The organism is Stenotrophomonas sp. PvP093 (assembly GCF_017876915.1).
Classification (GTDB): domain Bacteria; phylum Pseudomonadota; class Gammaproteobacteria; order Xanthomonadales; family Xanthomonadaceae; genus Stenotrophomonas; species Stenotrophomonas muris.
The window spans coordinates 931,319-954,495 of the sequence record NZ_JAGIOX010000004.1; the positions used below are offsets into that span (position 1 = coordinate 931,319).

18 protein-coding genes are annotated in these 23,177 nt (G+C 68.1%); 13 read left to right on the plus strand and 5 right to left on the minus strand.

Annotated elements, in window-relative coordinates; translation table 11 throughout:
* The 7 genes from J3A72_RS06905 to tkt all read left to right on the plus strand — a co-directional run bounded on the left by J3A72_RS06905 (position 1) and on the right by tkt (position 9,515).
* Positions 1-930, plus strand: coding sequence for a DUF58 domain-containing protein (locus tag J3A72_RS06905; protein WP_075075997.1), 930 nt, complete (start codon positions 1-3; stop codon positions 928-930).
* On the plus strand, positions 927-1,376 hold the full coding sequence (locus J3A72_RS06910) for a DUF4381 family protein (protein WP_014648253.1): 450 nt from the start codon (positions 927-929) through the stop codon (positions 1,374-1,376). Before J3A72_RS06905 ends, J3A72_RS06910 begins: the two co-directional genes overlap by 4 nt.
* A complete protein-coding gene (locus J3A72_RS06915; protein ID WP_014648252.1) occupies positions 1,373-2,377 on the plus strand; it encodes a VWA domain-containing protein in 1,005 nt (334 codons plus the stop codon). The genes J3A72_RS06910 and J3A72_RS06915 overlap by 4 nt, the downstream gene beginning before the upstream one ends.
* Positions 2,374-4,212, plus strand: coding sequence for a VWA domain-containing protein (locus J3A72_RS06920; RefSeq protein ID WP_075075996.1), 1,839 nt, complete (start codon positions 2,374-2,376; stop codon positions 4,210-4,212). Before J3A72_RS06915 ends, J3A72_RS06920 begins: the two co-directional genes overlap by 4 nt.
* Positions 4,209-5,924 carry a BatD family protein gene (locus J3A72_RS06925; RefSeq protein ID WP_209571990.1) on the plus strand — a complete coding sequence of 572 codons (1,716 nt, stop codon included), beginning with the start codon at positions 4,209-4,211 and terminating at the stop codon, positions 5,922-5,924. Before J3A72_RS06920 ends, J3A72_RS06925 begins: the two co-directional genes overlap by 4 nt.
* Before the next feature lie 57 nt (positions 5,925-5,981).
* On the plus strand, positions 5,982-7,301 hold the full coding sequence (locus J3A72_RS06930) for a dicarboxylate/amino acid:cation symporter (RefSeq protein WP_014648249.1): 1,320 nt from the start codon (positions 5,982-5,984) through the stop codon (positions 7,299-7,301).
* A 216-nt stretch (positions 7,302-7,517) separates the two neighbouring features.
* Positions 7,518-9,515 (plus strand): transketolase, encoded by a 1,998-nt coding sequence (gene tkt / locus J3A72_RS06935; protein ID WP_014648248.1) that lies wholly within the window; start codon positions 7,518-7,520, stop codon positions 9,513-9,515.
* Positions 9,516-9,640: 125 nt separating this feature from the next.
* Here tkt and J3A72_RS06940 read toward each other — a convergent pair whose 3' ends face one another.
* Both J3A72_RS06940 and J3A72_RS06945 read right to left on the minus strand, forming a co-directional pair.
* Positions 9,641-11,593: an acetyl-CoA hydrolase/transferase C-terminal domain-containing protein gene (locus J3A72_RS06940; RefSeq protein WP_075075801.1), complete on the minus strand. Its 1,953-nt coding sequence runs from the start codon at positions 11,591-11,593 to the stop codon at positions 9,641-9,643.
* A gap of 33 nt (positions 11,594-11,626) precedes the next feature.
* On the minus strand, positions 11,627-12,184 hold the full coding sequence (locus tag J3A72_RS06945) for a flavin reductase family protein (protein ID WP_075075802.1): 558 nt from the start codon (positions 12,182-12,184) through the stop codon (positions 11,627-11,629).
* 118 nt (positions 12,185-12,302) lie between these two features.
* Here J3A72_RS06945 and J3A72_RS06950 point away from each other — a divergent pair, with 118 nt between their 5' ends.
* Genes J3A72_RS06950 through J3A72_RS06960 form a run of 3 tightly spaced genes read left to right on the plus strand, consistent with a single transcriptional unit; the run spans position 12,303 to position 14,462 of the window.
* Positions 12,303-12,668, plus strand: a complete 366-nt coding sequence (locus J3A72_RS06950; protein ID WP_014648244.1) for a BlaI/MecI/CopY family transcriptional regulator — start codon at positions 12,303-12,305, stop codon at positions 12,666-12,668.
* Entirely contained in the window at positions 12,661-13,902 is a 1,242-nt protein-coding gene (locus J3A72_RS06955) for a TonB family protein (protein WP_069118238.1), read from the plus strand. The genes J3A72_RS06950 and J3A72_RS06955 overlap by 8 nt, the downstream gene beginning before the upstream one ends.
* Positions 13,899-14,462: a hypothetical protein gene (locus J3A72_RS06960; RefSeq protein ID WP_032962142.1), complete on the plus strand. Its 564-nt coding sequence runs from the start codon at positions 13,899-13,901 to the stop codon at positions 14,460-14,462. The genes J3A72_RS06955 and J3A72_RS06960 overlap by 4 nt, the downstream gene beginning before the upstream one ends.
* Positions 14,463-14,515: 53 nt before the next feature.
* On the opposite strand, the gene J3A72_RS06965 is transcribed toward J3A72_RS06960, so the two are convergent.
* The 3 genes from J3A72_RS06965 to J3A72_RS06975 form a co-directional block, all read right to left on the minus strand.
* On the minus strand, positions 14,516-15,316 hold the full coding sequence (locus J3A72_RS06965; protein WP_014648241.1) for an MBL fold metallo-hydrolase: 801 nt from the start codon (positions 15,314-15,316) through the stop codon (positions 14,516-14,518).
* An 11-nt stretch (positions 15,317-15,327) separates the two neighbouring features.
* Positions 15,328-16,146, minus strand: coding sequence for a S1/P1 nuclease (locus tag J3A72_RS06970; RefSeq protein WP_049406223.1), 819 nt, complete (start codon positions 16,144-16,146; stop codon positions 15,328-15,330).
* 558 nt (positions 16,147-16,704) lie between these two features.
* Positions 16,705-17,334, minus strand: coding sequence for an OmpW family outer membrane protein (locus J3A72_RS06975; protein WP_014648239.1), 630 nt, complete (start codon positions 17,332-17,334; stop codon positions 16,705-16,707).
* Positions 17,335-17,526: 192 nt separating this feature from the next.
* Here J3A72_RS06975 and gap point away from each other — a divergent pair, with 192 nt between their 5' ends.
* From gap to J3A72_RS06990, 3 genes are all read left to right on the plus strand, one after another.
* Positions 17,527-18,531 carry a type I glyceraldehyde-3-phosphate dehydrogenase gene (gap, locus tag J3A72_RS06980; RefSeq protein ID WP_005414333.1) on the plus strand — a complete coding sequence of 335 codons (1,005 nt, stop codon included), beginning with the start codon at positions 17,527-17,529 and terminating at the stop codon, positions 18,529-18,531.
* Positions 18,532-18,656: 125 nt separating this feature from the next.
* Positions 18,657-21,335, plus strand: coding sequence for a DUF2339 domain-containing protein (locus J3A72_RS06985; RefSeq protein WP_075075804.1), 2,679 nt, complete (start codon positions 18,657-18,659; stop codon positions 21,333-21,335).
* Positions 21,332-22,708: a DUF3999 domain-containing protein gene (locus J3A72_RS06990; protein WP_032962132.1), complete on the plus strand. Its 1,377-nt coding sequence runs from the start codon at positions 21,332-21,334 to the stop codon at positions 22,706-22,708. The genes J3A72_RS06985 and J3A72_RS06990 overlap by 4 nt, the downstream gene beginning before the upstream one ends.
* Positions 22,709-23,177: the final 469 nt, after the last annotated feature.

The following is a 23,177-nucleotide window of genomic DNA, read 5'->3' on the forward strand; positions in this document are numbered from 1 at the left end:
ATGACCGATCCATCCCTGGAACAGGCACCGTCCGCGCTCGAAGGTGACGGGCTGCGCCCGCAGCTGGCCGAACTGGTCGCGCTACGGCGGCTGGCACAGCGTCCGCCGCCGCCGCGCCGTGGCCGCACCGGCAACGCGGGCCAGGCACCGTCCCAACTGCGCGGCCGCGGCATGGAATACGCCGAGTCGCGCGAATATGTAGCTGGCGACGACGCGCGCCACATCAATTGGCGCGTGACTGCGCGCACCGGCCGCGCCCATACCAAATTGTTCCAGGCCGAGCGCGAGCGGGTCAGCCTGATCGTGGCCGATACGTCGCCGGCGCTGTACTTCGGCACGCGCGTGCGCTTCAAATCGGTGCAGGCCGCCCGTGCCGGTGCGGTTGCCGCGTGGTCGGCGCAGCGCCGCGGCGACCGCGTGGGTGCGCTGCGCGGCAGTGACCGCGAAGCGCCGATTGCCCCTGCGGGCGGGCCACGCGGCGTGCTGCGCGTGCTCGACGCGCTGACCCGCTGGTATGCACAGCCGCCGGTCGACGATCTGGGCCTGGCGCGTGCACTGGATCATGCCGGTCGCGTGCTGCGCCCGGGGGCACGCATGCTGGTGCTGGCCGATCCGCAGCAGGCCATCCGCATTCCGCCCGCGCGCTGGAGCGCGCTGGCCCAGCATCACGATCTCAGCCTGGTGCTGCTGGTTGATCCGCTGGAACTGCATCCCCCCTCGGCGGCGCTGCAGTTCCAGACCGCACAGCAGCGCATCGGCCTCGACCTGCGCCGCAGTGAAGTGCAGGCGCATTGGCAGGCACACTTCGTCGAACCGCTGCAGGAACTGCGGCGCCAGCTCGGCGCACGCCGTGTCGATGTGCAGGTGCTGTCCACGGATGCGCCCAGCGACGCGTGGCTGGCGCCATCACCGACCGAGGTGCCGGCGTGAGCGCCGCGCTGCCGCTGCGCGATGTGCAGTTGCCACCGGCACCTTCATGGTGGCCGCCTGCCCCCGGTTACCTGATGGTCGGCGCGGCGGTGGTGCTGGTGCTGTTGGTGATCGCCGTGCTGATGTGGCGGCGTCGCCGTCGCCGCCAGCGTTGGTTGCAGCTGTTCGATAGTGAACTGGCAGCCACCACCGACGCTGCGGCCGAACTGGCGGCCATTGCCGGATTGCTGCGCCGTGCCGCACGCCGTGCAAAGCCGGGCAGTGAATCGCTGCGCGATGATGCCTGGTGGCAGCGTGTAGACCCGCAGGGCACGTTGCCCGATGCGCGTCGCAGCCTGCTGGCCGAAGGCGCGTATCGCCCACGCGTCGACAGCAGCGACGTGGCGGCCGTGCGCAGTTGGGCCCGCGAGCGCTATCTGGCGATGCTGCTGGAGCGCCGCCGATGAACCTCTGGACGACCTATTGGCCATGGCCGGACCTGCAGCTGGCATGGCCACTGGCATTGCTCGCGCTGCCGTTGCCGTTGCTGATGCGCTGGTGGAAGCGCCGTGCAGAACCGGGCGCCGCGCTGCGTGTGCCCTACGCCGCCGCCGAGCTCGAAGCGCTGTCCGGTGGGGGCCGCGTCGACGTGTCGTGGCTGCGCACGCTGCTGCTATGGCTGGGCTGGTGCGCGCTGTGCATCGCGCTGGCACGGCCGCAGCAGCTGGGCGAAGCCATCACGCCGCCGCAGCAGGGCCGGCAGATGATGCTGGCGATGGACGTGTCCGGCAGCATGGGCGAGGGTGACATGGTGCTGGGAGCCCAGGCGGTTGATCGCCTCACCGCGGCCAAGGCCGTGCTGGCCGACTTCCTGGATCGTCGTGCCGGCGACCGCGTCGGCCTGCTGATTTTCGGTGATCGCGCCTACACGCTTACGCCGCTTACCGCAGACCTGGCCAGCGTGCGCGATCAGCTGCGCGACAGCGTGGTCGGCCTGGCCGGGCGCGAGACCGCCATCGGTGATGCCATCGGCCTGGCGGTGAAGCGCCTGCGCAGCCAGCCGGAGGGACAGCGCGTGCTGATCCTGTTGACCGATGGTGTCAGCAACGCCGGTGTGCTGGAGCCGCTGCGCGCCGCGGAAGTCGCGCGCGCCGAAGGCGTGCGCATCCACACGGTTGCATTCGGCGGCGATGGCAGCATGCGCTTGTTTGGTATCCCGATTTCCACCGACCAGGATCCGGTCGATGAGGCCACCCTGAAGAAGATCGCCAGCATGACCGGTGGCCAGTTCTTCCGCGCGCGTGACACCGCGCAGCTGGCCGGGATCTACGCCGAGCTCGATCGCCTGGAGCCGGTCGCCGCGAAGGGGCCGAGCCTGCGTCCGCGCGAAGAACGCTATGCCTGGCCGTTGGGGCTGGCGTTGCTGCTGGGCGTGCTGGCCTGGCTGTGGCCGGAGCGTCGCCGATGATCGCGTTTGCTTCGAATCTCCCCGATTGGAGCGCATTGCACTTCCTGCGACCAGAGTGGTTGTGGGCGCTGCTGGCGTTGCCCCTGATCCTCGCGCTCGCGGTGTACCGGCAGCGACGCAGTGATGCGTGGCGGCAGGCGGTGGACGCACACCTGTTGCCACATCTGCTGGCCGCGGGCGCGAAGCGGCGAGTGCGCCTGCCATGGGCGCTGCTGCTGGGCTGGACACTGGCATCGCTGGCCATGGCCGGGCCGAGCTGGCGCCAGCAGGCACAACCGATGTTCCAGGCCAGCGCACCGCTGCTGGTGGTGCTGGACCTGTCCAGCCGGATCACGGCAACCGATCTTCCGCCGTCGCGCCTGCTGCAGGCGCGGGCGAAAGTGGGCGAGCTGCTGCGCGCGCGCCAGGGCGGGCAGGTGGGGCTGGTGGTGTATGCCGATGATGCCTACACCGTGGCGCCGCTGACCGACGACGGCAGCAATGTTGCGTTGTATCTGGATGCGCTGTCGCCGGACGTGATGCCGCGTGATGGCCAGCGTGCCGACCGCGGCATCGACTGGGCGACACGCTTGATGCGGCAGATCGGCGCGCTGCAGGGGCAGATCCTGCTGGTCAGCGATCAGGCGGACAGCGAAGCTGCACTGGCGGCGGCGCAGGCACGCAGCCTGGGCCTGCAGGTGTCGGTGCTGGGCCTGGGCACGCCTGCCGGTGCGGCCTACCGCGATGGCAATGGGCAGATCCGCCAGGCCGCGCTGGATGAGGGCAGCCTGCGTGCAGTCGCCACTGCCGGTGGCGGCCGCTATGCGCGCATCTCTGCCGATGACAGCGATCTGCGTGCGCTCGGTGTACTCGACGCGCGCGACGGCACGGCGGCGCAGCGGCCGGGCGAAGGCAAGCAGTGGCGTGACGAAGGCTTCTGGTTGCTGCCGCCGGTGATGCTGCTGGCATTGCTGGCCTTCCGCCGACGCGCGGTGCTGGCTGCGGTGCTCGCGGTGGGTCTGCTGCCATGGATGAATGACGCGCAGGCGCAGGCCCCTGCGACGCCTGTCTCGCAGCCGGCGCAGGGCACGCTGTGGAAGCGCAGCGACCAGCTGCAGCATCAACGCCTGGCCGAGGGGGTTCAGGCCTACCGCAAGGGCGACTTCGCCACTGCACGCAGACAGTTCGAAGGCATCGACAGCGATGCCGGTTGGTACAACCTGGCCAACACGCTGGCACGCGAAGGCAACTACGACGAAGCGATCGCCGCCTACGACCGCGCACTGGCGCTGCATCCGGGCATGGCCGATGCAGTGGCCAACCGCGCCGTGGTCGATGCTGCACGCAAGCGCAGGCCATCCGGGGGCGGCCAAGGCCCGGATCAACAGAAGCCACCGCAGAACGGGCAGCAGAAACAACCGCAGGGCCCGCAGGGCCAACAGAACCCACAGGGACAGCCGAAGCAGGGCCAGCAGCAACCCGGCCAGGGCCAGCCGCCGTCGGGCCAGCAGGGCCAGCCCAAGGCGGGTGACAACAACGCGCAGTCGGAGCCTCAGCCTGGCGAACGTGGCCGCGATGGCCAGCAGGCACCGCCGCAGGTGGAAGATGCCAAGGCGCAGGCGCAGGCCGATGAACAGCAGCGCCAGCGCATGCAGCAGGCGATGCAGCAGGCACGCGAGGGTGAGGCCGGCAAGGGCGGCAAGCCAGTGCCGGGTGGTGAGGGCCGCACGCCGCGCCAGCGCGAGGAGCAACAGGCGGTGGAGGCATGGATGCGGCGTGTGCCGGATGATCCGGGCGCATTGCTGCGGGCCAAGTTCCAGCTGGAAAACGAACGCAGGAAGAGGGAAGGGCGATGACGCGGTCGATCAACATGCACGGGCACTGGCCTCGACAGGTACTGGCGGCGCTGCTGTTGTGGCTGCCGCTGCTGGCCTGGGCGCAGCCGCGCGCGTGGCTGGACCGCGACCGCATCGCGATGGGCGACACGGCCACGCTCAATATCGAGAGCGACCAGGGCGCCCCTGACTTCACGCCATTGCGCACCGACTTCGACCTGAGCGGGCAGACCAGCAGCCGCCAGGTGGAATGGAGCAATGGCAGCATGCAGCAGCGCAACCTGTATGGCGTGGCGCTGACACCACGACGTAGTGGTGCGCTGGTGGTACCGGGCCTGCAGGTGGGCAGTGTGCGCACCGCACCGCTGACGCTGCAGGTCGATGCGGCGGCCGTGGCGGGGCCCGACAGCAATGCGATGGCCTTCATCGAAACCGTTGTCGATGACGATACGCCGTATGTGCAGCAGAGCGTGGGCGTGGTGGTGCGGCTGTACTTCGCCTCGCAGCTGGCCTCCGGCGAGCTGGTGCTGGATACCCCGGCGGGCGCGTCGTTGCAGCGTGTGGGCGACGACCGCACCGATGTACGCCAGGTCAACGGGCGCCGCTACAACGTGGTCGAACGGCGTTTCCTGCTGATCCCCGAGCGCAGCGGCGCGTTGCGCCTGGCCGGTGCCCGTTTCAGTGGGCGCAGTGCGGGTGGCTTCTTCGACGACTTCTTCGGCGGTGGCGATGGCCGCATGAATGCCACCGGCGCAGACCGCACGCTGCAGGTGCAGGCACAGCCGGCGCAGGCCCCGCACCCGTGGCTGCCACTGCAGAGCCTGCAGCTGCGCTACACCAGTGCGCCGACCAGTGCCCGCACCGGTGAGGCCGCCAACGTGGTGGTCGAAGCGGTTGCCGAAGGCGCGACGCGCGCGCAGTTCACCGACCTGCCGGTGCCGGATGTCGGCACCAATGCGCAGGTGTTCGCCGAACCGGCACAGTACGAAGAGACCTTCAACGGCAGCACGCCGCGCCTGAAGATCACCCGCCGCTATTCGATCGTGCCGCGCCAGCCGGGTTCGCTGGTGGTGCCGGGGCCGCGCCTGCCCTGGTGGGATGTGCGTAACGGCAAGGCGCAGGAGGCGAAGCTGCCGGACCTGACGCTGGCCGTCGCGGCCGGCACCGGCACCGGCACTGCCTCACCGGCGCCATTGCCGCCGATCGACACCGATGCCGCGCTGCCGGGCGCCGATGGCCAGGACAGCCGCATCGCCGCGACCGATCCGCGTGCCAGCGGCCTGTCCGAGCGTCCGTGGCCGTGGATGGCGGCGGCCATCGGCCTGGCGTTGCTGTGGGTGCTGACTCTCCTGTGGGGCTGGCAGCGAGGTCGGCGCCCGCGCGCAGTGGCGCCAGTAGCGGGCAAGGCCTCTGTGCCGACTGCGGCGGGCGGGCGTGCCGGCCTGGCAGAACTGCGCCGCGCGCTGGATGGCGAGGGCTTCGACCAGGTGGAAGCACAGCTGTGTGCGATGGCTGGTGTGGAACGCATCGAGCAGGTCATCGCGCGGCTTGGGGATGCAGCCCAGCGTCAAGTGCTACAGGACCTGCAGCAGGCGCGGTGGGGCGGGCAGGGGGATCTGGCGCCGCTGCGCACGCGCCTGCGCGAGGTCTTCCGTGACGGACCGCACTGGTCGGCGGCTGCGGGCACCGCCGACACTGACCTGGCGCCGCTGTATCCGCCGCGGCGAACCTGAACCGGCGCCGCTTGCGCGCTTTGTTAGAGTGCATTCATTTTTCGAGGAAACCCGCGTATGACAGCAGCTGCTGCCGACAAGAAGAAGTTGCCCCTGCATTGGAAGATGGGCATCGGCTTTGCGATCGGCCTGGTCCTGGGACTGATCGTGCACGCCCTGGGCGGCAGCGTCGATGGTCTGCAGGCTGGTGCCAAGTGGGTAATGGACTACGTCACCACCCCGGCGTCGGGCCTGTTCCTCAACCTGATCTTCATGCTGATCGTGCCGCTGATCTTCTCGGCGCTGATCATGGGCGTGTCGGAGATGGGCGACATCCGCGCCCTCGGCCGCATCGGCTGGAAGACCCTGGCCTACACCGTGCTGCTGTCCGGCATCGCGGTGGGCATCGGCCTGGTGCTGGTCAACCTGCTCAAGCCGGGCGCGGGCGTCGATCCGCAGACTGCGGCACTGATGCTCTCGGAGAACGCCGAGCGCAGCAAGGAAATCGTCGCTGGCATCCACGGCACGCCGAAGGGCATGGACATGCTGCTGTCGATCGTGCCGAGCAACGTGCTGCAGGCCGCGTCGGACAACGGCGCGATCCTGTCGCTGATGTTCTTCGCGCTGATGTTCGGCATCGGCATGGTGCTGACCGACAATGAAAAGGTTGCCCCGCTGCGCCGCGCCATCGAAGGCGTGTTCGAAATCTCGATGACCCTGATCAACCTGGTCATCCGCCTGGCCCCTTATGCGGTGGCCTGCTTCATGTTCAACCTGGCCGCGCTGTTCGGCTTCGAGCTGATCATCCGCCTGGGTGCCTATGTGGGCGTGGTGGTGCTGGCGCTGGGTCTGCACATGATCGTGACCTACGGTACCGCGGTGTGGCTGTCCGGCCGCTCGCCGCTGTCGTTCTTCCGCGATACCCAGGAAGCAACGGTGATGGCGTTCTCCACCGCCTCCAGCAATGCCACCCTGCCGACCGCGCTGCGCGTGGCCGACCAGATGGGCTTGCCGCAGCGCGTGTCGCGCTTCGTGCTGACCGTGGGTGCCACCGCCAACCAGAACGGCACCGCGCTGTTCGAGGGTGTGACGGTGATCTTCCTGGCCCAGTTCTTCGGCGTGGACCTGAGCATCGGCCAGCAGATCATGGTGATGGCGGTCTGCATCCTCGGTGGCATCGGTACCGCCGGCGTGCCGTCGGGATCGCTGCCGGTGGTGGCGATGATCTGCGCGATGGTCGGTGTGAACCCGCTGGGCATCGGCCTGATCCTGGGCGTGAATCACTTCCTGGACATGTGCCGTACCGCGCTGAACGTGACCGGCGACCTGGCCCTGACCACGCTGGTGGCCAAGGGCGAGTCGCACGATGGCCCGGCGCTGGGTCCGCAGCAGGACTGAGTCCAACGCCCCTCCTGGCGACCTGATCGGGGTCGGATTCCTTTCCTCAGGGGAAAGGGCTCCGGCCCCTTTTCACATGCGGAATCCGGCGGAGATCACGTCCTTGCGGGCCAGCGGCCGGCACGACCGGGCAAGGTGAACTGACCCCCCGCCCGGCGACTATGGGACAATAGGCCGCCCGCACGTCCGCGGCCGCCTCCCGATTCCGACAGAACCATGACGCAGCCTACCCGTCGCCAGTTGGCCAACGCCATCCGCTTCCTTGCCGCCGATGCGGTTGAAACCGCAAAGTCCGGCCACCCCGGCATGCCCATGGGCATGGCCGACATCGCCGAAGTCCTCTGGAACGACTACCTCCGCCATAACCCGAGCAACCCGCACTGGTTCAACCGCGACCGTTTCGTGCTGTCCAACGGCCACGGTTCGATGCTGCAGTACGCGCTGCTGCACCTGAGCGGCTACGACCTGCCGATCGAGCAGCTGAAGCTGTTCCGCCAGCTGGGCAGCCACACCGCCGGTCACCCGGAACGCCACGAGACCCCGGGCGTGGAGACCACCACCGGCCCGCTGGGCCAGGGTTTCGCCAATGCCGTGGGCTTCGCCCTGGCCGAGAAGCTGCTGGCACAGCGCTTCAACCGCCCGGAGCTGGAAGTGGTCGACCACCGCACCTGGGTGTTCATGGGCGATGGCTGCCTGATGGAAGGCGTGTCGCATGAAGCGGCCTCACTGGCCGGTACCTGGGGCCTGCACAAGCTGGTCTGCTTCTGGGACAACAACCACATCTCCATCGACGGCAACGTCGAGGGCTGGTTCACCGACAACACCCCGGAGCGTTTCGAGGCCTATGGCTGGAACGTGGTCCGCGACGTCGATGGCCATGACCCGGACAGCATCAAGGCCGGCATCGAGGCCGCGCTGTCGCAGAGCGACAAGCCGACCCTGATCTGCTGCCGCACTACCATTGGTTTTGGTTCGCCGAACAAGGCGGGCAAGGAATCCAGCCACGGTGCACCGCTGGGCAAGGACGAGCTGGAAGCCACCCGCAAGCAGCTGGGCTGGGAATACGGCCCGTTCGAGATCCCGCAGGCGATCTACGACGGTTGGCGCGCCAATGGCGCCGGCACCCTGCGCCAGGCCGAGTGGGAACAGCTGTTCGACAAGTACGCCAGCCAGTACCCGGCTGAAGCAGCCGAACTGACCCGCCGCTCGCATGGCGAACTGCCGGCCGACTTCGTTGCCAAGGCCGATGCGTACATCGCCCAGGTGGCCGCGGAAGGCCCGACGATCGCCTCGCGCAAGGCCTCGCAGCTGGCCATCGAAGCCTATGCCCCGCTGCTGCCGGAAATCGTCGGCGGTTCGGCCGACCTGGCGCACTCCAACCTGACCCTCTGGAAGGGCAGCAAATCGGTTGCCAGCGACGACGCCAACGCCAACTACGTGTACTACGGCGTGCGCGAGTTCGGCATGACCGCCATTGCCAACGGCCTGGCCCTGCACGGTGGCTTCATTCCGTTCGACGCCACCTTCCTGGTGTTCAGCGATTACGCCCGCAATGGCGTGCGCATGAGCGCGCTGATCCCGGCGCACGCCATCCACGTCTACACCCACGACTCGATCGGCCTGGGCGAAGACGGCCCGACCCACCAGCCGGTGGAGCACCTGGCCTCGCTTCGCTACATCCCGAACAACGACGTGTGGCGTCCGTGCGATGCGGTCGAGTCGGCGGTGAGCTGGAAGGCCGCGATCACCCGCCAGGACGGCCCGAGCTGCCTGGTGTTCAGCCGCCAGAACCTGCCGCACCAGCCGCGCAGCGCCGAGCAGATCGCGCAGATCGAGCGCGGCGGTTACGTGCTGGCCGATGCCGCCGGTACCCCGGATGTGATCCTGATCGCCACCGGTTCGGAAGTCTCGCTGGCCACCGAAGCCAAGGCCCAGCTGGATGCGGCTGGCCTCAAGACCCGCGTGGTCTCGATGCCGTCCACCGACGTGTTCCTGCGCCAGGACGCGGCCTACCGTGAATCGGTGCTGCCGAACGCGGTGCGCAAGCGCGTGGCCGTGGAAGCCGGTGTCACCGGCTTCTGGCGCCAGTTCGTCGGCCTGGACGGTGCCGTGATCGGTATCGACACCTTCGGTGCCTCCGCCCCGGCCGACCAGCTGTACAAGCACTTCGGCATCACCACCGCGCACGTGGTGGAAGCCGCCAAGGCGCTGTAAGCAGCATTGCGACGTAATGAGGAAAGGCCGGCGCACGCCGGCCTTTTCTTTGCCGCAGGAAAAAGGGGACGGAGGGGATTAAGTCGTTTGTGCACAAACGACTTAATCCCCTCCGTCCCCTTTTCTCAGGCGGTGCGTGCCAGTGCCAGGCGCAGCAGGCGCGCGTCCAGGCGTTCGGCGAAATCCTTCGGTGCCTGCAGGCCCATGCGCTGCAGGTACACCGCATCGCCGTCGCCGGCCGGTTGCCGTAGTGCTGCCCAGACGGTACGCAGCTTGTCGCCGCGGGTCTGCGTATTGGCCTTCAGCCACGCCAGCGCTTTCACCAGCACCTGCTCGATCTCGTTGAAGTCACTGCCCAGCGGATAGTCCGGCAGGCTGCCATCGGCGCGGAACGGGGCCAGCGCCGCTGTCAGCGCCTGCGGCGTATTGCGCTGCTGCCGCTGCGGATCCGGTTGCGCGACCGCCAGCAGTTTGCGCGAGGCGTGCGCCTGCTGCAGCAGGCCGCCCTGGAACGGGGCCTCAGTGATTGCGGTCATCGCATGCACGCAGTCCTCGTCGGTCAGTCCGCGCAGGTCGGCAATGCCGTATTCGTTGAGGTAGATGTCGCGCAGGTGGCGCGGAATGGTGGTGTGCCCGTAGTTCCAGCGCACGTTGGATTCGCGTCGGCCCTTGTCATCGCGCGCGGCACGGAACATCAGCACGCTGCGGGCTTCCGGCAGGGCATGTGCCATCGCCACGAAGTTGTACTGGCCGCCCACACCGGATACCACGCGTCCATCGTCCAGCGCGTCGGACACCGCCGCGCCCAGCGCGGTGGCCATCATGCAGGAGTTGAAGAAGCGCGCATGGCGGCGCTGCAGGCGTTCCAGCGTTTCGTTGCCGCCGTACAGCTGGTTGATCTCGCTGATGCGGCGCATGCCGATCGCACGGCACTCGTCCTCCGGCAGCGTGCGCAGCCACTCGTAGAATTCCGGCGAGCCCAGGTAGAACGCGCCGTGCAGGTACTCACCTTCGGCCGCCAGGGTGGCGTGGTCGATCGACAGCGTGCTGCCGTTCTCGATGCGCTGCATCAGCGCCAGGTCATCGTGTACCTTGCGCTTGATCACCCCGGTCTGCACCAGCCTGCGGAAGCCCTCGTTGAGCATCTCGCTGCAGCCGTACAGGCCCACTTCGAACGGGTCCACGCCGCCGATCTCCTGCACCAGCGGGTGGCTGGCCAGCTGCGGATCCAGCGCGTGCAGCACGCGGCGGTAGCGCGCGTTGTCGGTGTGGCGCAGCACCAGCGCATGGCTGAGCGCGTCGGCCAGCGTACCGATGCCGATCTGCAGCGTGCCGCCATCGCGCACCAGCGTGCTGGCGTACAGGCCGATGGCGTAGTCGGCATCGCCGACCGGCTGCCGCGGCAGCCCGAACAGCGCCGGGTACGGCGGCGGTGGGGTGATCACCAGATCGAAGAACGAGACATCGACCGTGGCCGAGCCGCCCAGGTAGGGCAACTGGGGATCGATCTCGGCAATCAGCAGCGGACGCGGCAGGCCACGTGCGGTCATCGCGTCCAGCGTGTCCTGGGTGATGTCGTTGTTGCACGACAGGGAAAGCCGGCGGTCGTTCGGGCGCATCGCCACTTTCTGCACGATCACCTGTGGCGCGCGCTGCGCCACCGCACCGGCGGCGTGGGTGTAGTTCAGGCTGGTATAGCTGGACTGCGCCTGGCGCGAGCCGAGCAGGGCGCCGGACTGCATGTAGAACTCTTCCACCTGCACATGTGCAGGCAACGCGTCGCGCGCGATCGCATCGGCATAGGCCAGGCGCGGGAAGTCGTCGCCGAAATGGCGCTGCGCGAACGGTGCCAGGAAGCGGGCTTCCAGGCCGTTGCCCCGCGCCTTCGGCGGATTCAGCGACAGCGCGGTATACAGCTGCAGCGGCCGCGACGGATCGTGCTCGACGCGCGCGTAGAGGGCATTGAGCAGCCGATGCGGCTTGCCCAGTGCCAGCGGTGCCCCGATCCGCAGCGGCCCGTCCACGCGCGCAAACAACCAGTCGACGGCGGCGTCCAGGTCGGTGAGGTGTTCGGTCATGCGCGGCGGTCCTGCGTCGGGGGAGTGCGGGCATTACAGCATGTCGGGCTTGAACCGCCGTCGACGCGAGACTTCCGCGCCGGCCACCATGAACTGCCCATCGCCGCGGTAATGCACCGTGCGCGGCAGTTTCGGCCGGGGCGCAACATGGGCGTGCACGATTTCCCAGATGAACAGATTGCTCGCTGCCACCTGGCTGTCGTCGTACAGGCGGCATTCGAAGCACGAATGGCATTGGCCGACCAGTGGCGCGCCGACCTCACGCGCGGGCAGTGCGTCGAGCCCGAAACGGGCGAACTTGTCGACCTCGCGGCCGCTGCAGTTGCCGATGTCCACCACGGTATCGAGCAGCTCCACCCCGGGCACGTTGATCACGCACTCGCCGCTGCCGCGCGCCAACGCGTGGCTGTGGTTTGCGCCCCACAGGTAGGTGGCGACCAGTGAAGGCGAGAAGCCCATGACCATGTGCCAGCCCATCGTCATCAGGTTGCGCTGGCCGCGCCATGCCGTGCTGACCAGCACGATCGGGCCGGGTTCGAAGAAGCGGCGGGCCTGCTCGACCGGGAAATCCTTCTTCGGCAGTGCTTTCATCCGGGGCCAGGGGCGGGAGGAACCGATGCTGGCGCAGCCGGGATGAACCCGGAGTCGAGGGGCTTGACAGGCAGTTCGATTACGCGCGTAATCAATATGTCGATTACGGATGTAAACCATGACCCCGATCAGCGAAGCCGAGGCCGTCGTGATGGAGGTGCTGTGGCAGCAGGCACCGCGTAGTGCCGATGACGTGGTGGCCGCGCTGGCCCATCGCGACTGGGCCGAGCCGACCATCAAGACCCTGCTCAACCGCCTGCTGACCAAGGGCGCGATCACTGCCGAGCGCGATGGACGGCGTTACCTGTACCGGCCGCTGCTGCAGCGACAGGCGTGGGTGGAGGCGCAGAGCCAGGACTTCATCGGCCGTGTCTTCGAAGGGCGCGTGGCGCCGCTGGTCGCGCACTTCAGCGAACGCGGCCAGCTGAGCGCGCAGGACATCGCCGAACTGAAGAAGCTGATCCAGGAGCTGGACCATGACTGAGCTGCTCGACGGACTGTGGCGGGCCAGCTTGTGGCTGGCCGTGGGTGTGGTCCTGCTGGCGGTGCTGCGACCGCTGCTGGTGCGGTTGGGGGGCGCTGGGCTGGCCTACCGCAGCTGGTGGCTGCTGCCGCTGCTGCTGGTGGCCCTGACGCTGCCATTGCCACAGGTTGCGGTGTTGCAGCAGGTACCCACGCTGCCGCTGAAAGTGATGCCCGGTGCCCTCGATGCCCTGAGCGGGCCCTCGCTGCCATGGGCCGGGCTGTTGTTCGCGCTGTGGGCATTGGGCGCGGGCATCCGCCTGTTGCGCGACCTGCACGCACAACATCGTTTCGAACGGAGCATGGGCCCACTGACGCCGCGCACCGATGGCAGCTGGCAGGCCAGCGGCGATCCCGGCTTGCCCGCGCTGGTTGGCCTGTGGCGCCCACGCATCGTGGTTGGTCCCGACTTCGACCTGCAGTTCACCGCACAGGAACAGAGCTTGATCCTGCAGCACGAGCGCAGCCATCACCGTCATGGCGATCACTGGGCCAACGGTGCGCTGCTGCTGGTGCGCGCGGTGTTCTGGTTCCACCCGCTTCTGCCGTGGGCTGCGGGCCGCTTCCTGCGCGACCAGGAACTGGCCTGCGATGCCCGCACCATGGCCCCGCAGCCGGCGCTGCGCGGCCTCTACGCCAGCACGCTGCTGAAGGCGCAGCTGGTCCACCCGGTTGCGCCCGCGGTCTGCCATTGGCGCAGCCAACCCGTGTTGAAGGAGCGTATCGCCATGTTGAAGCAGTCCAAGCGGAAGGCATTGCCGTGGGTGTCCGGGCAGGTGCTGGTGGTCGGGTTGTGTGTGGGCATGGGCGCGGTGGCATGGGCCAGCCAGGGCGGCGCGGTTGGGAGCCCGGGGATCGGTGTCGAGCCGTTCGAGCACGCGGAAGAAGATGCGGCCAAGGCTGGGCTGGACCGTCCGATCCAGATCGACAGGATGCCACCGCCGTCCTATCCAAAATCCGCGTTCGAGCAGCGCCAGGTAGGTGTGGTGAACCTGCGCGTGGAGGTGGATGCGCAGGGGCGTCCCAGCGATGTCCGCGTGCTCAGTGCCACCAATCCGGGCGTGTTCGATGCGGTGTCGATCGCTGCGGCACGCAGCTGGACCTATCGGCCGGCGATGAAGAACGGTAAGCCGGTTGCAGCGGCGGTGAAGATTCCGATCACGTTCGCCATGGACAACACCGAGGACACCCAATGAAGTCCGCTGCGCTGATCATGGCGGCAGCGCTGCTGGTGGGGTGTGCGAGCCAGGACCGCCTGACCACGGTGGATACCCGCAGCGAAAATGTCGGCCACCAGCGCCTGCAGCCGCAGGCGGGCAGCGGCGGTGGACAGCTGCAGGTGTATTCGCTGGGTGCGACCGAAGGCTACCGGATGCCCCAGCTGTACGCGGCACCGGACCCGGAGGTTGGCGATCGTGACCCGCGCGCGGAACTGGCACCGACCACGATCTGCCTGCAGGTGGTGGTTGATGCCAATGGCGCCGTGGAGCGAAGCCTGCCATTGACCGATCGTCCGGAGTGCGCGGCAGGTGCTGCGGGCGAGAATGCGCCCCTGCTGCAGGCTGCCCAGGAAGCCGTAGCGATGTGGAAGTACTCGTCCGCAGCGGTCTGCCACTTCGCGGCGGGCAAGGTGCCTGCCGACCGCGGTGACTGCCGGGGCGCCGAGCGCGTCGAGCCGGTAGCGGTCACCCTGCAGTACGCCTTCACGTTCGAGATCGTGAAGGGCCAGCACGTGGTGCGGATGCAGGGAAAATGAACACTGGCGGTCCGTGATGGAAACCGATGGCGCCGGGCTCTGCCGGGCGTACGTCAGGCCCCGCCCTGAATATTGGCCTTTACCGCAGGCTGCATCAGCTTCGGTTCTTCCAACGTCGCATCGCGGGCCTGGCGCACGCTGACGAACTCCGCCTCGGCCACGCCGTCGTGCACGTGGATGTTGTGCGCGCGCTGTTCACCGATGGTGGTTTCGTTGGCGAAGTCGCGGCCGCCCGGGCCGTAGTCGTGGCAGACGAAAACGCGGGTGGCATCCGGCAGGGCCAGCAGGCGCTGGATCGAGCGGTACAGCTGTGCGGCATCACCGCCGGGGAAGTCGCAGCGGGCAGTGCCGCCGTCGGGCATGAACAGCGAGTCGCCAGTGAACAGCGCATCGTCGATCAGGTAGGCGATGCTGTCGCTGGTGTGGCCAGGCACGGCGATCACCTGGCAGCGCAGTTCGCCCAAAGTGAAGGTCTCGCCGTCACTGAACAGGTGGTCGAAGATTTCATCGGCGCCCGGAAGCTGCAGGCCATAGCGTGGCGCAAACGTCGCCTGCACCGCACGGATGCCTTCACCGATGGCCAGCGTGGCCTGCGGAAAGCGCTGCTTGAGCCGGCGCCCGGCCGACACATGGTCGGCGTGGGCATGGGTCTCCAGCAGCCAGCGCAGCTGCAGGCCCTGTTGTTCGATGGCCTGCAATGCCGCGCGCAGCGGTGATTCGCTGCTGGCGTCGGTGTCCGGGTCGTAGTCCAGGACCGGATCGATCAGCGCCGCCTCGCCGCTGGCCGGGTCGCTGACCAGGTAGCTGAAGGTGTTGCTGTCACGGTGGAAGAACGACTGCACCTGGACCGGCATTGGAGCTCTCCTCAGCGCGTGCCGAGCACGCGGTTCAGCAACTGCGCCAGGTTTTCACCGGCCAGCCGCAGCTGCGCTTCGGCCAGCGGCCGGTAGCGCTCGGTGTACTCGTCACCGATTTTACGCGAGGCCGGATAAACGCCAGGTTGCATGGAGATGCGGCAGCTGGCCTCGGCCCAGGCCTGCGGGTCGCGCTGCGGGTTGGACTGGCGCGCCAGCTTCGGTGCGCGCTGGCTCTGCAGCACCGGCAGGTAGCCGGCATCGTCCAGCTTGCGGGTGTTGAGCATGCCGCTGTCCCACAGCGAGTGCAGGTTTGTACCGCGGTTGCCGAACTGCAGCTGGAAATCGTTGCCGCCCTTGTCGTGGGCGTAGCCGGCGTGCATCGGCTGGTGGATGTCGCCGACCAGGTGCACGACGAACTTCAGCGCCTGCAGGCGCTCGCCGTCAGTCAGGCTGCGGTCGCCCAGAATGGCGCTCTGCGCCTTGAGGGCCTCGACGATGCAGTTGCCGTTCCTGCAGTGCTTCGGTGCTTCGTAGTGGCAGTCGTCTTCGGCGATGTTGACGTAGTGCCAGCCGGCCGAGCGACGGCCCAGGCCCGGGTCCTTGGCGCGCAGCTGGTCGGCCCAGGGCGCGATGCTGGCCAGGGTGGCGTCCGGTTCGGTGGCCAGCAGGCGGTCCACTTCGGCGCGGGCGGCGGGGGTGAGGCGGGCGTCGGCGACTTCGGCGACAAGGCGGTGGCCTTGCGCGCCCCAGGCATGGGCAGGGGCGGAGACGGACAGCAGGGCCGGCGCCAGGGCGGCGGCGAGGAACAGGGAGTGCAGGGCTTTCATGCGCCCATTCTAGCGGGGTAGGTGGATTGAAGAGCGGCGCGTTCCTGTTCCGAAGTGGAAGCGTAGAGGGAGGGGCGGCGGGACACGCCGTAAATCCGTCCTTGGGGGCTCGATGGCGCCATCCATGGCGCCAACGGTCCCGCCGCCCCTCCCTCTGCGCTCCCCTCCAAACATGGCCGCGGAGGCGGATGCAAACGTCAAAGGCAACATCAAAAACAAATGCAGGATCAAAATCGGCCTCCTGCAATTACAGGCAATCACTGCGCCTCGGATGCACGGGTTCTGCTCTTGCCTTTGCTTGAGCTGGTACGCACGCGGTGATGGGAAGGGGCAAGGCGGGGAGCGGAGCCGGGACCGTTGGCGCCATGGATGGCGCCATCGAGCCCCCAGGGATGGGTTTACGGCGTGTCCCGGCTCCGCTCCCTGCCTTGCCCCAGCTCCGGAACCGCTTCAGTCCCAGGCACAAAAAAGCCCCGGCAATTACCGGGGCAACATGCTGCGAGGGTTTTGCGTGTAGCGGGGGAGCGGGGGCGAAGCCCCCGCGCCCAATACACCGCTTTAGAACTTGAAGACGTACGAAGCGCCGTAGACCAGCGGATCGATGTTGACCGTGCCGATCTTCTCGCCGTTCAACTTCACCTTGCTGTCGATGTCGATCCAGCGCATGTCCACGCGCAGGGCGCCCTTCTCGCCGATCGCGAAGTCCACGCCGGCGTGTGCGGCCAGGCCCCACGAATCCTGCAGCTTCAGCTTGCTGCCGGCCAGCGCACCCGTAGTGTCTTCGCTGAAGAAGGTGGTGTAGTTCAGGCCGGCGCCGACGAACGGCGACACCTTGCCCTTGCTGTTGAAGTGGTACTGCAGGGTGACCACCGGCGGCAGCTGCTTGGTGCTGCCGACGCGGCCCAGGCCGTTGATGTTGATGTCGTGCTTGAACGGCAGCGCGGCCAGCACTTCGATGCCCAGGTTGTCGGCGATGAAGTACTCGCCGGTGATGGTCGGCTTGACGTCATTGTCGACGTCGACCTTCAGGGTGCCGCCGGCCAGCCAGCCGTTGTTCGACTTCGGCGCCACCTGGTGCACGCCGGCCGAGACGGTCCAGTCGCCCTTGGACTGGGCCATGGCCGGGGCGGCGGCGAGCGACAGGGCGGCGGCCAGGCTGGCCACGATCAGGGGGGAGGTCTTGCGCATGGGGGTGTTCTCGTTGCTGGGTGGATGGCGACAGTCTCGGCCTCACGCCGCGCTAACGCTTTGATCCGGATCAAATCCTGTCCGTGGGCCGGCCGGCGGTCCCGGCTGGCCCACGGTGGCCAGCGGCGGTTTGCTAGACTTGTGGGCCCTATCCATCCCGCCGCACCTGTCGCGGCCGCAGGAGCTTGAGAAATGGCAATCAAGGTTGGTATCAACGGTTTCGGTCGCATCGGGCGTAACGTCCTGCGCTCGGCGGTGCTGAACTTCGGCGACGACATCGAAATCGTGGCCATCAACGATCTGCTGGAGCCGGACTACCTGGCGTACATGCTCAAGTACGACTCCGTGCACGGCCGCTTCAAGGCCGACGTGGCGGTGCAGGGCAATGACCTGCTGGTCAACGGCAAGAAGATCCGCCTGACCCAGGAACGCGACCCGGCCAACCTGAAGTGGGATGAAGTCGGCGCTGATGTGGTGCTGGAAGCCACCGGCCTGTTCCTGACCAAGGAAACCGCGCAGAAGCACATCGATGCCGGCGCCAAGAAGGTCATCATGTCGGCCCCGTCGAAGGACGACACGCCGATGTTCGTGTACGGCGTGAACGACAAGACCTACGCCGGCCAGGCGATCATCTCCAACGCTTCGTGCACCACCAACTGCCTGGCCCCGCTGGCCAAGGTCATCAACGACAAGTGGGGCATCAAGCGCGGCCTGATGACCACCGTGCATGCGGCCACCGCCACCCAGAAGACCGTCGATGGCCCGTCCAACAAGGACTGGCGCGGCGGCCGTGGCATCCTGGAAAACATCATTCCCTCGTCCACCGGTGCGGCCAAGGCCGTCGGCGTGGTCATTCCGGAACTGAACAAGAAGCTGACCGGCATGAGCTTCCGCGTGCCGACCTCGGACGTGTCGGTGGTCGACCTGACCGTCGAGCTGGAAAAGGAAGCCACCTACGCCGAGATCTGCGCCGAAGTGAAGGCACAGAGCGAAGGCCCGCTGAAGGGCATCCTGGGCTACACCGAAGACAAGGTGGTGGCCACCGATTTCCGCGGCGAAACCTGCACGTCGGTGTTCGACGCCGATGCCGGCATCGCCCTGGACGGCACCTTCGTCAAGCTGGTGACCTGGTACGACAACGAGTGGGGCTACTCGAACAAGTGCCTGGAAATGGCCAAGGTCATCGCCGCCAAGTAAGGCCGGCGTAGATCGCAGACGAACCCCGGCCTGGCCGGGGTTCGTCGTTTAAGGGGCCCACCCTGTCGTAGCATGGGGCGGTCGACCGCTGCCGCTGGGGCGCGGGAACGCAATGGAAGCACGCAATGGAAGCACTGATCGCACTGGTCGTATTGGTCCTGTTGGCCATCCCCCTGCTGCTGGTGGTGGCGCTGGTGATGATCTCCGGCCTGCGCCGCCGCGTCGCGGCGCTGGAAAGCGCGATGGCCGCCGCGCCTGCCACCGCCAGGCCGGCCGCCAGCGCGCCCACGCCCGAACGGGCTGCGGCCACGCCCACGGCCAGTGCCGATCCACCGTTCCTGCGGCCGGTCGCCGCTGCTGCGCCGCACCCCGCGCAGCCAACGGTGCGCGAAGCAGCGCCGACCGAGGCGCCTGTTCCCCGACCTGCTGCGCCACCGCCGGTGCCCCCGGTGCCGGTGCAGCCGCCGCTGCCTTCCGAGCCGGCACTGCCCAACGTCATCGAGCGCGGCATCAGTGCGGTCAAGCGCTGGTTCACCGAAGGCAACGTGCCGGTCAAGATCGGCATGCTGGTGCTGCTGGCCGGTGTCGCGGCGCTGCTGAAGTACGTCAGCGACCAGGGCTGGCTGGTGTTGCCGATCGAGCTGCGCTTGGCCGGCATCACCGTGGGGGCGCTGGGCCTGCTGGCCTTTGGTTGGCACCAGCGCGAGCGCCGGCGCCTGTTTGCGCTGGCATTGCAGGGCGGTGCCATCGGCGTACTGCTGCTGACCATCTTCGCGGCCTTCAAGCGCTTCGACCTGATTCCGCCGGGCTTCGCCTTCGCCAGCTCCATTGCCCTGGTGGCCGGGCTGTGCGTGCTGGCGGTGGTGCAGAACTCGCGCACGCTGGCCGTGCTGGGCATCCTGGCTGGCTTCATGGCACCGCTGTGGCTGTCCACCGGCAGCGGCAATCACGTGGGGCTGTTCAGCTATTACGCGGTGCTCAACGCGGGCATTTTCGCCATCGCCTGGTTCCGCCCTTGGCGCGCGCTGAACCTGCTGGGCTTCGCCTTCACTTTCGGCATCGGCACCTTCTGGGGCGTGCTGCAGTACGTACCGGACAAGTTCAGCAGCACTGAGCCGTTCCTGCTGTTGTTCTTCGTGTTCTACCTGCTGATCCCGCTGCTGTACGCGCGCCGCCAGCCGGCCGGCCGGCGCGATCTGATCGATGGCAGCCTGGTGTTCGGCGCGCCGCTGGTCGCATTCTCGTTGCAGGCAGGCATGCTGCACGAACAACCGATGACGCTGGCACTATGCGCGCTGGGCCTGGCCGCGATCTACGCGGTACTGGCACGGGCGCTGATCGCACGTGCGTCGTACACCATGCTGGCGCAGTCGCATGCCGTGCTTGCGGTGGGCTTCGCCACGCTGGCGGTGCCGCTGGCCTTGTCGGCGCGTGCCACCGGTGCCGTGTTTGCGCTGGAAGGTGCAGGCCTGGCCTGGTTGGGGCTGCGCCAGAAGCGCTGGCTGCCGCAGGTATCCGGCGCGTTGCTGCAGATCGGCGCCGCATTCGCCTTCGTTGCCGGTGGCGACCACTGGCACGAAGACCTGCGCTTCCTGATCAACCCGACCGCCATCGGCGCGCTGTTGCTGGCCCTGGCCGGCTTCGCGTCGGCGTGGAGCTACCAGCGCAGGCCACGTCATGACGTCGCACTGGTGTACTACCTGTGGGGCCTGCTGTGGTGGCTGGGCGGCCTGGTCCATGAGATCACGCGCTTCTTCCCGTACCGCACCGAAGTGGACGCGTTGCTGGTGCTGGCCGCGGTCACTGCCTGGCTGGTGGCCGAAGTGCAGCGTCGCCAGCCGGCGCGTGCACTGGGCGTGACCGCACTGGCCATGCTCGCGCTGGGCTTCCCGCTGGCCCTGGTGCAGAGCGATGCACACCACCAGCCGTTCGCCGGTTATGGCGCGCTGGCCTGGGCGGTGTTCGCGGTGCTGGGCGTGCGGACCCTGCTGTGCCTGCGCCAGGGCGGCGATACCGTGGCCCGCATCGCGCAGTTCCTGTGGTGGCTGCTGTGGCCGTCGCTGCTTTCGCTGCTGGCCCTGTGGGGCGGTGGCGAAGCCGATCTGGCGCAGGGCTGGACGACCCTGCTGGTGACCTTGCCATGGCTGCTGATGGCGGCACTGTCGCTGTGGCGCTGGAATGCGCTGCGCTGGCCATTGGGACAGGCCTTCGACAGCGTGCGCGTCCCGCTGCAGTGCGTGCTGTTCGGCCTGCTGTCGATCGGCTGGCTGTTGGGCCAGCTGCTGCCGGGCGACGCCGCACCGCTGTTGTGGCTGCCGGTGCTGAATCCGGCCGAGATCGGCCAATGGTTGAGCCTGTTGCTGCTGGCGCGCTGGCTGTACAGCAATCAGGGTTCGCAGGCCCCGCAGGCATTGCTGAACATCCGCATGCCGCTGCTGGCACTGGCGGCCTTCGTCGCGCTGACCAGCCTGGTGCTGCATGGCGTGCACCAGTGGGGTGGGCTGGCGTGGAACGCGTCGATGATGCGCTTCAGCCTGGCCCAGACCAGCCTGACCGTGTTGTGGAGCGTGCTGGGCGTGATTGCCTGGGTGTGGGGTTCGCGTCGTGGCCAGCGTGTGCTGTGGATGGTCGGTGCCGTGCTGATGGGCGTGGTACTGGCCAAGCTGGTTATTGTCGATCGCCAGCACCTGGGCAACCTGCTGGGCATCGCATCGTTCATCGCCTACGGCCTGCTGTGCACGGTCGTGGGTTATCTGGCACCGGCTCCGCCGAGCGTGGCGCCGACCGTGGAGGAAAAGCAATGAGGAAGTGGAGCAGGGCGCTGCTGCCGGCGATGTTCGGCATGCTGGCCGCCGTCGTGGTGCAGGCGGCTGATTACCGCACGCAGTATGCCGAGCAATGGCCGCTCACATTGTCCAGCGCGCAGTCCGGTGCCTACCGCATCGTGCTGGAGCCGGCGATCTACCGCCGTGCCGTGAGCCCCGACCTCAGCGACCTGCAGGTGTTCAATGCAGCCAGCCAGCTGCTGCCGTCGGCACTGCTGGCGCCGGACCAGCCGCTGGCGCAACCGCCGGTGCAGCGTGAACTGCCGTGGTTCGTGCTGCCACCGCTGGCCGATGCCCAGCGCAACGATCTGCAGCTGCTGACCGAGCGTGATACCGATGGGCGCGTGCGCCGGGTCGAAGCACGGGTGAGTGGCGGGGCGACGGCGAACGGGCAGGGCGGCTGGCTGATCGACGCCAGCATGCTCGACCAGCAGCCGCTGGCGGCGCTGGTGCTGGACTGGGCCGACAGCGGCCAGCCGCTGCAGGCGCAGGTTCAGCTGGATGCCAGTGATGACCTGCAGCACTGGCGATCGATGGGTCGCGACGTGCCGCTGGTGGATCTGCAGCGCGCCGGCAAGCGCCTGCTGCAGCGCCGCCTGCAGGTGGACGGCACTGCACGCTACCTGCGCATCCTGGCGCAGGGCGACTCGCGGCTGCCGACCCTGCGCGGCGTGTTGGCGGAACTGCCGCCAGCGCCGGCCACGCTGCCGTGGGAATGGCTGTCGCTGGAGCCGACGTCGAAGGGCAAGGGCGAATACACCTTCGAGATGGATGGCCGGTTCCCGGTGGCGCGCGCCGATGTGGCCAGCACCGACAACAGCCTGGTGCAATGGACGCTGTTCAGTCGTGATGACGAGAGTGCCGAGTGGCAGCGCCGCAGCGCGCCGTGGATCGCCTACCAGGTGCAACAGGGCACGCAGGGCCAGCGCCAGCAGTCGGCGGCGCAGCCGCTGGGCGGCGTGCACCGCGACCGCTACTGGAAGCTGGTGGCGAATCCGGCGGAATCTGCCACTGCGCCGACGCTGCGCCTGGGCTACCAACCGGAAGTGCTGGTGTTCCTGAGCCAGGGTGCGGCGCCCTACGCACTGGCGGTGGGCAGCGCGACCGCGCGCCGCACGGACGCGCCGATCGGGGTGTTGATCGAGGAACTTCGGCAGCGCAACGATCCGTCGTGGCAGCCGACGCTGGCGCGACTGGAAGGCAGCCCGGAGCCGCTGGCGGGCGATGCGGCGCTGAAGCCGCAGCATGACTGGAAGTCGTGGCTGTTGTGGGCGCTGCTGGGTCTGGGCGTGCTGGTGGTGGGTGGTCTGGCGCTCAGCCTGCTTCGGCAGAAGCCGACGCCTTCGGCGTAGGTTCCGGCGAACGGCGCAGCCCCTCGTGGGTGGCTGCAAAGCGCGATCCCGGGGATGGGCCGAGCGGGTGGGCTGGGCAGGGGACGCCGTGAATCCGTCCCTGGAGGCTTAGCCGCGCCATCCATGGCGCGGATACCCCTGCCCAGCCCACCCGCCCGGCCTCTGACAGTTTCCGTGTGCGTCCACCCACGGAAATAAAAAAAGAAGAGCAAAAGCTGCTTGGCTGGGCGCTCTTTGTAGAGCCGAGCCCACGCTCGGCTGCTGCTCGCGGTAGACCCAGCCGAGCATGGGCTCGGCTCTACATTGGTTTCTCCGACATCAGAAACCGCTCTTGCTCCTGCCTTTGCCATCCGCTCCGCCTCATGAACCTGTCGAGGCCGGGATGGTGTGGGGTGGCAGGGGTGTGAGCCGCATGGATGCGGCGACCAAGCCCCCATGGACGGGTTTACGGCGTCCCCTGCCACCCCAC